Here is a 10557-nt window from a genome sequence, read left to right on the forward strand (position 1 = left end):
GACCCCCGAGAAGCCCCGTCTCAGGCGGTGCGGGCCCGCAGATGGGCCCGCCGCCGGGCGTGGCATCCGCCAGCGCACGGCGGTGCCTCCGGCGGCATCGACGACCGCCTCCCCCGCAGCCGCCGGGACCACGGCGACGGTGACACCCGGAACACGCTCCGAGCGCGGTGGACGCGAACCCCTCCCGGGACCCGCCGCACGCCGCCCGGCAGGCGGGACGGGCAGCACCCCCTCACACCGCGGACGGTGGTCGGCCATCCGCCCGGCGGCGAAGGCCGGACGCCCTCCCGGCAGCAAACCGCCCCAGCGCGGCACTCGGCCCGGGGCCCACGACCGCAACCAGCAGGCCGCTGGGCACACGAAGACATCGGCAGGACGGAACGCCGCGCACCCCGGGCCCGGCGCGCGTCAGCGCGCTTCGCGGGCCGCGGCCAGCAACTCCTCCGCGTGCGCCCGCCCGAGCTCCGAGTCCTCCAGGCCGGCGAGCATCCGCGACAGCTCGCGTACCCGCTCCTCACCCTCCAGCACGCGCACCCCGCTCCGCGTCACGGACCCGTCGTTCGTCTTCTCGACCAGCAACTGCCGGTCAGCGAACGCGGCCACCTGGGGCAGGTGCGTGACGACCACGACCTGCGCGGTCCGCGCCAGACGCGCCAGGCGCCGGCCGACCTCGACCGCCGCCTTGCCGCCGACGCCCGCGTCGACCTCGTCGAACAGGTACGTCGGCACCGGGTCCGAACCGGCGAAGACGACCTCGACGGCGAGCATCACCCGGGACAGCTCACCACCGGAAGCACCCTTGGCGATCGGCCGGGCCGGGGCGCCGGGGTGGGGTGCGAGCTGCAGCTCGACCTCGTCGGCGCCGGTCGCGCCGAAGGCGACCCGGCGGCCGCCGACCTCGATGCCCTCCTCGTCCTCCGTCTGCCGGAGGGCGACGCCGACCCTGGCGTGCGGCATGGCGAGCTGCGCGAGCTCCGCCGTGACGGCCGCGGCGAAACGGTCCGCCGCCTCCTCCCGGGCGTCGGTGAGGGCCTGGGCGAGGTCGCCGAGCTCGGCGTGCAGCGCGTCGCGCTCCCCGGTGAGCTCCCCGATCCGCTCGTCGTCGCCCTCCAGCTCGCCCAGCCGGGCCGCGCCCTGCTCGGCCCACGCCAGGACGGCGTCGATGGACTCCCCGTACTTGCGGGTGAGGTGGGCGAGGACGGCCCGCCGCTCCTCCACGACCGCAAGGCGCCGGGGATCGGCGTCCAGGTCGTCGGCGTACCCGGCGAGCTCGCCGGCGACGTCGCCGAGGAGGATGCCGATCTCGCCGATCCGGTCCGAGAGCGCGGCCAGCGCCGGGTCGTGGGAGCGGACGGCGTCCAGTGCGCGCTGGGCGCCGGCGACGAGCATGCCCGCGTCGACGCCCTCGGGGTCCTCGGGGTTGCCCGCGAGCGCGGCGTGCGCCTGGGTCGCGGCCGACGCGAGCGCCTCGGCGTGGCCCAGCCGCTCGGCCTCGGCGGCCAGGTCGGCGTCCTCGCCGGGCAGCGGCTCCGCGGCGGCGACCTCGTCCAGGCCGAAGCGCAGCAGGTCCGCCTCCTGGGCCCGCTCCCGGGTCCGGGTGGTCAGCTCGTCCAGCTCGCCCGCGACCTCGCGCAGCCGCCGGTAGGCGCCCGCGTACTTGGCCAGCGGCACGGCGACGGCGTCGCCCGCGTACCGGTCAAGCGCCTCGCGCTGGCGGGCCGGCCGCAGCAGGCCCTGCTGGTCGGTCTGGCCGTGCACGGCGACCAGCTCGTCCGCGAGCTCGCCCAGCAGCCCCACGGGGACCGAGCGCCCGCCCACGAAGGCCCTGGAGCGGCCCTCCGCCGAGACGGTACGGCTGATGAGCAGCGCACCGTCGTCCAGCTCGGCGCCCGCCTCCTCGGCCCGCACGGCTGCGGGCGCGCCCGCCGCCAGCGTGATCCGCCCCTCGACCGACGCCGATTTTGTACCGATCCGGACCAGACCGGGATCGGCACGGCCGCCCAGCAGCAGCCCGAGACTGGTGACGACCATGGTCTTGCCCGCGCCGGTCTCGCCGGTCACCGCGGTGAAGCCGGGCGACAGCTCGACCACGGCGTCCTCGATGACTCCCAGCGACCGGATCCGCATTTCCTCCAACACGGATACGACCATACGAGGTTTGCGGGCCGCCGCGCGACGGGCCTCACCCCTGAGGGCAATCTCAGTGCGGCGCGCCCCGCCAGCCGGCCACCGGCAGCGCGAACTTCGCGACCAGCCGGTCCGTGAAGGAGGCGTGGTGGAGCCGCGCCAGCCGCACCGGCACCGCGCCCCGCCGGACCTCCACCCGGGCCCCGGCCGGAAGGTCCACCGAGCGCCGCCCGTCGCACCACAGCACGCCGTGCGGAGTCTTCGGCTGCACCTCCACCGCCAGCACCGACTTCGGGGAGGTCACCAGCGGCTTCGCGAAAAGCGCGTGCGCGCTGATCGGCACCATCAGCAGCGCCTCCACCTCGGGCCAGACCACCGGCCCGCCGGCCGAGAAGGCGTACGCGGTCGACCCGGTCGGGGTCGCCATCACCACCCCGTCGCCGCCGAAGCGGGAGACCGGACGGCCGTCCACCTCCGTGACGACCTCCAGCAGCCGCTCGCGCGCCTGCTTCTCCACCGACGCCTCGTTCAGCGCCCAGTCGGTGTGGACGACCTGGCCGTCGTTGCGCACCAGGACGTCGATCGTCATGCGCTCCTCGACCTCGTAGTCGCGGGTGACCACGCGGTCGACGACCTTGTCCAGGTCGTCGCGCTCGGCCTCCGCGAGGAAGCCGACCCGGCCCAGGTTGACGCCGAGCATCGGCACCCCGGAGGCACGCGCGAACTCCGCGCCCCGCAGCAGCGTGCCGTCACCGCCCAGGACGATGATCAGCTCGCAGTCCGCGACCGTCTCCGGGCCGATCTCCTGCACCCGCTGCACCCCGCCGTCCCCGGGCAGCGTCAGGTCCTCGGCCTCCTCGGCCAGCACCCGTACGCCGATGTTGCAGCGCTTCAGCCCCTGGACCACCCGCTCGGCACTGCGGATGGCCGCCGGCCGCCCGGTGTGGGCGAGGAGGAAGACGGTGCGGCCGGACGTCCCGTGCACCTCGTGCGTCTCGTGCGTCTCGCTCAACGGGGCCCCTCCGCCACAGCACGGTCAACATCCGCCGGGTCCAGTTCGGGCGCCCCGGCGCGCAGCCACAGAAAGTACTCCACATTCCCCGACGGTCCCGGCAACGGGCTCGCGGTCACGCCCAGCACCCCCAGTCCCAGTGCGGCCGCCTGTCCGGCGACCTGTCGTACGGCATCGGCGCGCAGCTGAGGGCTGCGGACGACACCGCCGCTGCCCAGTCGCTCCTTGCCCACCTCGAACTGCGGCTTGACCATCAGAACCAGGTCCGCGTCGGGCGCGGCGCAGCGTACGAGGGCGGGCAGGACGAGCCCGAGCGGGATGAAGGACAGGTCGCCGACGACAAGGTCCACCGGCTGGTTGTCGATCTGCTCGAGCGTCAACTCGCGGACGTTGGTACGGTCCTTCACGGTGACGCGTTCATCACTCTGCAGCGACCACGCGAGCTGCCCGTAGCCGACGTCGACGGCGACGACGTGCGCCGCGCCGTTGCGGAGCAGCACGTCGGTGAAGCCGCCCGTGGACGCCCCGGCGTCCAGCGCGCGGCGCCCCTCCACGAGCAGCCCGTGGGGCACGAACGCCGCCAGCGCCCCGGCCAGCTTGTGGCCGCCGCGGGAGACGTAGTCCGGGTCCGAGGCGTCATCGGCGACGACGACCGCGGCGCTGGTCTCCACCTGCGTGGCGGCCTTCGTCGCGGTCGTCCCGCCCACGGTCACCCGGCCGGCGGTGATCAGCTGCCCGGCGTGCTCCCGCGAGCGGGCCAGGTTCCGGCGCACCAGCTCGGCGTCGAGTCGGCGTCGTGCCACGTGAGGTTCAGCTCCTGTTGTCGGCGTCGAGTCCTGTGAGCGTGTCGCGCAGCCCACGGTGTACATCCTCGTACACCTCGACGTGGTCCTCGGTGGGAAGCAGGTCGGCATCCCGCAGGCGGACAAGGACGGCGTCCACCTCGGTATTCCCCGTGGCGTCCAGCACGACCCCCAGCGGACGCGGCCCCGCGTCGGCGACCGCCTCCGCCGGGACCGCAGCCTCCGGTGCGGGCGCGGGTGCCACGCCCTCGAGCCCGGTCTCAGTCACGTCCCTTCACCTCCTGCGTGCGGCCCGCCGCCCTCTTCGCGGGGGTGGCCTTCTTCGCGGGGGTGGCCTTCTTCGCCGCGGCCGTGGTCTTCGCCGGGGCCGCCTTCTTGGCGGGGGTGGCCTTCTTGGCCGCCGTCGCCTTCTTGGCGGGGGCGGTGGCAGCGGTGCCGGACACCGCGGCGGTCTTCTTGGCGGGGGTGGCCTTCTTGGCCGCCGTCGCCTTCTTGGCGGGGGCGGTGGCAGCGGTGCCGGACACCGCGGCGGTCTTCTTGGCGGGGGTGGGCTTCTTGGCCGCCGTCGCCTTCTTCGCGGGCGCAGCCGCAGCCGCGCCTGGTACCGCCGCGGTCTTCTTGGCCGGGGCGGTCTTCTTGGCGGGGGCCGCCTTCTTCGCCGCGGGCGCCTTCGCCGGGGCCGCGTTCTTCCGCGCGACCGGCACGGCAGCCGTGCCCGCGGCCATGTCGGGCTCCGGAACCACAGGAGCCGCAGGCGTGGCGGGAGGCTGCGCCGGCGCGGCGTTCTTGCGCGCCACCGGGGTGGCGGCGGGAGCGCCCGTCCCCGTGGGCTTCTTCGCGGGCGCGGGCGCGGGCTCGGGCCTGGCGACCGGCGCATGCTCCGCCGGCGGCCGCGGCGGCACGTACAGACCGGGGTCCGGCTCCTCGTCCGTCATGTCGGCCCCGGCCGGCTCCCGGTCGTCGTCCTCCAGGTTCCGGATGCGGCGTTCCAGGGCCTCCAGGACGACGCCGACCTTGGTGACCTCGTCCGCGAGCCGTCCGACCCGGCTCATCGCCTTGTCGATCTCCTCGCGGATGAGACCCACGAGCAGGTCGCGGTTGGCCCGTCCGGACGCCATCAGCTCGTCCGCGAGCGTCTGCACCTCGGGCGGGATCCGCTCGCCGATGCTCCGCTGGACCGCGTCGACGTCTATCCCGGTCTGGTCGAGCAGTTCCTTGGCCGCCCCGACCGCCCGTCGCCGGGTGGCCTCGGTCAGGCCGCCCGCGATCTGCAGACAGGTCCGCAACGCGTCCCGCATACGCCCTCACTCCTCGCCTTCGCCAGTTCCCCAGACTTCGTCGGTCACGACGCTACCGCCTATGGCGCCGCGTCTCCCCGACGGTCCCCTGCGGTACCGTCGATCAACACCAGCACGAGCCACGTCCGAACGGGAGAAGCACAGCCCATGGCGACCATCGAGGAGTGCCGCAGCGCGCTCGAGCGGCTGTCCGAGAACCTCGCCGGGACCGAGGGCGACCTGCGCAGCGCGGCCGCTCTCGACCGCTCGCTGAGCTGCCGCATCACCGATCTCGACGTCACCTTCGTGGGACGTCTGGTGGACGGCCGCATCCAGGACGTGGTCACCGTGCAGGGCCCGCCGGCCGAGCGCGCCGAGATAAGGCTGACCATGGCCGGTGACGACCTCGTCGCGCTCGTCGACGGCAAGCTGCACTTCGCCAAGGCGTGGGGCAGCGGCAGGGTCAAGCTGGAGGCGGGCTTCCGCGACCTGCTGCGGCTGCGCAAGCTCCTCTAGAGCCCCAGCCGGTCCAGCGCCTTCTCCGCGTCCAGGTCGCAGGAGCCGTCCCCGGCCCGTGTCCAGGCCGCCGCGCACAGCGCCCGCAGCCCGTCCATGGGCTCGCCGTCGCCGTCCAGCAGCAGCGCCCCGTCGCCCGCCGAGGCGGTCCAGCCCCCGCAGCGGTACGCGCCCGCACCGGCGTCCGTGACCTCGGGCTGCGGGGTGAGCAGGCCGCGCAGGTCGGCGTCCACGTAGGTGGGCCGGTGCTGCGGCGGAGCGGCGAGCAGCAGTGCGGGAGTGGTGACCCCGGTGAGCACCAGCAGCGAGTCGACGCCGCCCGCGTGGGCGCCCTCGATGTCCGTGTCGAGCCGGTCGCCGACCACCAGCGGCCGTCGCGCGCCGGTCCTGATGACCGTCTCCCGGTGCATGGGCGGCAGCGGCTTGCCCGCGACCTGCGGTTCGCCACCGGTCGCGATCCGGACGACCTCGACGAGCGCGCCGTTCCCCGGTGCCGTGCCACGGGCGGTCGGGATGGTCAGGTCGGTGTTGGACGCGAACCACGGCGCACCGCGGTTGACCGCGTACGCCGCCTCCGCGAGCTGCTCCCAGCCGACCTTGGGCGAGTAGCCCTGCACGACCGCGGCGGGGTCGTCGTCGGCCGAGGCGACCGGCTGGAGCCCGCGTTCACGCAGCGCCTCCACCAGCCCCTCGCCGCCGATCGCCAGCACCCGTGCGCCCTCCGGGACCTGATCCGCGATCAGCCGGGCCACCGCCTGGGCGGAGGTGATGACCTCTGCGGCCTCGGCCGGCACGCCGAGCCGCGTCAGGTGCTCCGCGACGGTCCGCGGCGTGCGGGCCGCGTTGTTGGTGACGTACGCCAGCCGCATGCCGTGGGCCCGCGCCGAGCCGAGCGACTCCACGGCGTGCACGATCGCGTCACCACCCGCATAGACCACTCCGTCCAGGTCGAGCAGGGCGGTGTCGTACGCCTGGTCAAGGGGGCTTTCACTGCCGGCCGGGCCGGTCCTGTGGGTCATCGGGCGGTCGCTCCTCGTATGTCGTCGATCACTCGGCACACTTCGCGGACATGACCCGCGTAGCATGCCCGGATGAGCAATTCCGGACCCGCTGTACGGGGCTTGCGGCTGGCGCCGTTCCGCGCGCTCCGCTACGTCCCCGAGCGGGTCGGCAGCCTGGCCGCGGTCACCTCGCCACCGTACGACGTCGTCGTCCGGCCCGAGGAACAGCGGCACCTGGAGACAGCCGACCCGCACAATGTCGTGCGGCTCATCCTGCCCACCGCCGAGCCCCCGGACGGCCGGCACCGCAAGGCCGCATGGGCGCTGTTCCAATGGCAGGAGGAGGGCGTCCTGGCCCTCGACCCCAAGCCCGCCCTGTACGTGTACGAGCAGCGCGAGGGCGATCAGGTGCAGCGCGGCCTCATCGGTGCCCTGCGCCTGACCCCGCCCGAGGAACGGATCGTCCTGCCGCACGAGGACGTGATGCCCGGCCCGGTCGCCGACCGCGCGGCGCTCATGCGTGCCACGGCCGCCAACCTCGAACCGCTGCTGCTGGCGTACCGGGGCGATGACGGGGAGGCGGCCGAGGTCGTCGAACGCACCGTCGCGGAGCCGCCCTTGCTGGCCACGACGACCGAGGACGGCATCCACCACCGGCTGTGGGCGATCACCGACCCGGGGGCGATCGCCGCGGTCGACGCCGACCTGTCCCGGCACCAGGCCGTCATCGCCGACGGCCACCACCGCTGGGCCACGTACCTGCTGCTGCAGGCCGAGCACGAGGCCCCCAGTCCCTGGGACTACGGCCTGGTGCTGCTGGTGGACACCGCCCGCTACCCGCTGCGGGTCCGCGCCATCCACCGCGTCCTGCCGCAACTGCCCGTCGCGCGGGCCGTCGAGGCGGCCCGCCACGCCTTCCGCGTACAGGAGCTGCCCGGCCCCCTCCCGGAGGCCCTGGCCGCCCTGGAGGCCGCGGCGGCCGAGGGCAACGCCTTCCTGCTCACCGGCGACGGCCGCTTCCGCCTCCTGGACCGGCCGGACACCGAGGCCCTCGACCGGGCCATCCCCGGGGACCGGCCCGAGGAATGGCGGCAGCTGGACGCCACGGTGCTGCACAGCCTGCTCCTGGACCGGATCTGGGAAGTGCCGGACGCCCCCGAGCACATCCACTACATCCACGACACCCAGGCCGCGGTCGAGCGCGCCGAGCATTACGGCGGCACGGCCGTGCTCATCCACCCGGTGCGCGAGAGCGTCGTGCACGACCTCGCCAAGCAGGGCGTGACGATGCCCCGCAAGTCGACCTCCTTCGGCCCGAAGCCGGCGACCGGCCTGGTGCTGCGCAGCCTGGAACTCGACGGCACGCCCGCCTGAAGCCGCACAACGCGAAGTGCGGCATCCGCGTGACGCGGATGCCGCACTTCGCCTTGCTCCGGTTGCTCCGGCGATCAGTCCTCGGTGCCCTTGGCGGGCTCCTTGAACGGGTCGTCGAGGAACGCCGTCGGGTCGGCCTCGTCGGTCAGGTCGACGTCCGGCTCCCCGGCGTCACCGGCCTCGTGCTCCTCGTGGTCCTCGTGGTCCTCGTGGTCGGAGGCCTCGGCGTCCGCGGAGTCCTCGGAGGCGGCGTCGGTGTCGTCACGGTCGTCGTCCCGGTCCGCCGTGACGGGCGCGCCGGCCCCGGCGCCCTCGTCGGCACCCTCGTCCAGCGCGTCCACGAAGGCCACGCCGTCCAGCTGCGCCAGCCGGTCGGAGGCGTCCGTGCTGCCGCTCTGGTCGGCCTCCAGCGCCTTGGCGAACCACTCCCGGGCCTCGTCCTCACGGCCCGCCGCGAGCAGCGCGTCGGCGTACGCGTAGCGCAGTCGCGCCGTCCACGGGTGCACGGCGTTGGACGCCAGTTCCGGGCTCTGCAGAGTGACGACGGCGGCCTCGTTCTGGCCCATGTCGCGCCGCGCACCGGCGGCCACCAGGCGCATCTCCACCTGACCCGCGCGGTCCAGCTTGTGCACCTCCGGCGCGCCCGCCATCTCCAGCGCGCGCTCCGGGCGGCCCATGCCCCGCTCGCAGTCCGCCATGACCGGCCACAGGTCGACCGTGCCCGTCATCCGCCGGCAGGCCCGGAACTCGGCCAGCGCCTCGGCGTACCGCTCCGTGGCGTACGAGGCGAAGCCGGCCGCCTCACGGACGGCGGCGACACGGGACGCGAGTCGCAGCGCGACCCTGGAGTAGCCGTAGGCCAGGTCCGGGTCCTCGTCCAGCAACCGGGCCACCATGACGAGGTTGCGCGCCACGTCCTCGGCGAGCGTCTTCGGCAGGCTCATGAGCTCCTGACGCACGCTGGGGTCGATCTCCTGACCCGTCACGTCGTCCGGGATGGGCAGCCGCTTCACCGGCTCCCGCTCCTCTCGGCGCTCGTCACGGCCCCGGGTGTTCTCGAACCGCCCGCGCCCCTGCACGTACGGCCGCCGACCGCCGCCCTGGCCCCGCTCGTCATCACGACGCGGGCCGCGGGGACGCTCGTCCCGACGGTCGTCGCGACGGTAGCCGCCACGGTCGTCGTCCCGGCGCGGCCCACGGGGCCGGTCGTCCCGCCGGTCGTCACGCGGCCGGTCCTCACGGGGACGGTCATAGCGCGGCCGGTCGTCACGACGGAACCCACCACGGTCATCGCGCCGGTCGTCACGCGGCCGGTCCTCACGGGGACGGTCATAGCGCGGCCGGTCGTCACGACGGAACCCACCACGGTCATCGCGCCGGTCGTCACGCGGCCGGTCCACACGAGGCCTGTCCTCACGGGGACGGTCGTCACGACGGAAGCCGCCGCGGTCATCGCGCCGGTCGTCACGGGGACGATCCTCACGGGGACGGTCGTAGCGCGGCCGGTCGTCACGACGGAACCCACCACGGTCGTCACGCGGCCGGTCCACACGAGGCCTGTCCTCGCGAGGACGGTCATCACGGCGGAACCCACCGCGGTCATCGCGACGGAACCCACCACGGTCGTCACGCGGCCGGTCCACACGGGGCCTGTCCTCACGCGGACGGTCATAGCGCGGCCGGTCGTCACGGGGACGATCCTCACGGGGACGGTCGTACCGCGGGCGATCGTCGCGACGGGGCCCACCACGGTCATCGCGTCGGTCATCGCGCGGCCGGTCGTCGCGACGGGGCCCACCGCGGTCGTCACGCCGGTCATCACGACCCCGGTCCTCGGACCGCCCACGCGGCCGGTCGTCGCGGCGGTAACCGCCGCCGGCCCGGTCGCCTTCGCGCCGGGGGCCGCCGCTGCGGTATCCACCCCGGTCGCCGCCCTGGCGCGGAGCGCGCCGCTCAGGCCGATCAGGCCGTTCCTCGGGCGAGTTGGACATCGACGTGACTCCTGTCGTTTGTGCTGCCGTAGTGCCAGTCTCTCGTACCAGTTCGCGAACTGTGCACCACGCTAAAAAACAAAAGGACCCCCGGTCCCAGCGCTTTGGCCAGGACCGAGGGTCCACAAAGATTGTTCGGCGGCGTCCTACTCTCCCACAGGGTCCCCCCTGCAGTACCATCGGCGCTGAAAGGCTTAGCTTCCGGGTTCGAAATGTAACCGGGCGTTTCCCTAACGCTATGACCACCGAAACACCATCGGGTGTTAGGCGAACAAGCACACTTTTCAGTTAAGTGACTGGTTCAACCGGTGCGACCGTTCGCAACCCGGGAACCAAACAGTGGACGCGAGCATCTGAGGACAAGCCCTCGGCTTATTAGTACCGGTCAGCTCCACCCATTACTGGGCTTCCACATCCGGCCTATCAACCCAGTCGTCTACTGGGAGCCTTAACCCC

Annotated in this window: 10 protein-coding genes and 2 rRNA genes; 2 read left to right on the forward strand and 10 right to left on the reverse strand. The window is 73.9% G+C overall.

Features of this window, described 5'->3' with window-relative positions; genetic code table 11:
- Positions 1 to 408: 408 nt before the first annotated feature.
- Genes recN through PV350_RS39755 form a run of 5 tightly spaced genes read right to left on the reverse strand, consistent with a single transcriptional unit; the run spans position 409 to position 5240 of the window.
- Entirely contained in the window at positions 409 to 2151 is a 1743-nt protein-coding gene (gene recN / locus PV350_RS39735) for a DNA repair protein RecN (RefSeq protein WP_500338312.1), read from the reverse strand.
- A gap of 49 nt (positions 2152 to 2200) precedes the next feature.
- Positions 2201 to 3139 (reverse strand): NAD kinase, encoded by a 939-nt coding sequence (locus PV350_RS39740; RefSeq protein WP_499511089.1) that lies wholly within the window; start codon positions 3137 to 3139, stop codon positions 2201 to 2203.
- On the reverse strand, positions 3136 to 3942 hold the full coding sequence (locus tag PV350_RS39745; RefSeq protein ID WP_499511090.1) for a TlyA family RNA methyltransferase: 807 nt from the start codon (positions 3940 to 3942) through the stop codon (positions 3136 to 3138). Before PV350_RS39745 ends, PV350_RS39740 begins: the two co-directional genes overlap by 4 nt.
- Positions 3943 to 3949: 7 nt before the next feature.
- Positions 3950 to 4210: a hypothetical protein gene (locus tag PV350_RS39750; RefSeq protein ID WP_499511091.1), complete on the reverse strand. Its 261-nt coding sequence runs from the start codon at positions 4208 to 4210 to the stop codon at positions 3950 to 3952.
- A complete protein-coding gene (locus PV350_RS39755) occupies positions 4203 to 5240 on the reverse strand; it encodes a histone (protein ID WP_500338313.1) in 1038 nt (345 codons plus the stop codon). The genes PV350_RS39750 and PV350_RS39755 overlap by 8 nt, the downstream gene beginning before the upstream one ends.
- A gap of 147 nt (positions 5241 to 5387) precedes the next feature.
- On the opposite strand from PV350_RS39755, the gene PV350_RS39760 reads away from it, so the two are divergent.
- Entirely contained in the window at positions 5388 to 5735 is a 348-nt protein-coding gene (locus tag PV350_RS39760; protein WP_499511093.1) for a sterol-binding protein, read from the forward strand.
- Here the strand turns inward: PV350_RS39760 and PV350_RS39765 are convergent.
- Positions 5732 to 6754: an HAD-IIA family hydrolase gene (locus PV350_RS39765; protein ID WP_500338314.1), complete on the reverse strand. Its 1023-nt coding sequence runs from the start codon at positions 6752 to 6754 to the stop codon at positions 5732 to 5734. The two genes, PV350_RS39760 and PV350_RS39765, sit on opposite strands and share 4 nt — an antisense overlap.
- 72 nt (positions 6755 to 6826) lie before the next feature.
- On the opposite strand from PV350_RS39765, the gene PV350_RS39770 reads away from it, so the two are divergent.
- Entirely contained in the window at positions 6827 to 8110 is a 1284-nt protein-coding gene (locus tag PV350_RS39770; RefSeq protein ID WP_499511095.1) for a DUF1015 family protein, read from the forward strand.
- A 74-nt stretch (positions 8111 to 8184) separates the two neighbouring features.
- Here PV350_RS39770 and PV350_RS39775 read toward each other — a convergent pair whose 3' ends face one another.
- From PV350_RS39775 to PV350_RS39790, 4 genes are all read right to left on the reverse strand, one after another.
- Positions 8185 to 9069 carry a hypothetical protein gene (locus tag PV350_RS39775; protein ID WP_500338318.1) on the reverse strand — a complete coding sequence of 295 codons (885 nt, stop codon included), beginning with the start codon at positions 9067 to 9069 and terminating at the stop codon, positions 8185 to 8187.
- Positions 9070 to 9119: 50 nt separating this feature from the next.
- Positions 9120 to 9929 (reverse strand): hypothetical protein, encoded by an 810-nt coding sequence (locus PV350_RS39780; RefSeq protein WP_500338316.1) that lies wholly within the window; start codon positions 9927 to 9929, stop codon positions 9120 to 9122.
- A gap of 305 nt (positions 9930 to 10234) precedes the next feature.
- A 5S ribosomal RNA gene (rrf, locus tag PV350_RS39785) occupies positions 10235 to 10351 on the reverse strand.
- A 105-nt stretch (positions 10352 to 10456) separates the two neighbouring features.
- A 23S ribosomal RNA gene (locus tag PV350_RS39790) occupies positions 10457 to 10557 on the reverse strand; the annotation flags it as partial.

It is taken from the genome of Streptomyces sp. PA03-6a (assembly GCF_033792765.1).
Taxonomy (GTDB): Bacteria; Actinomycetota; Actinomycetes; order Streptomycetales; family Streptomycetaceae; genus Actinacidiphila.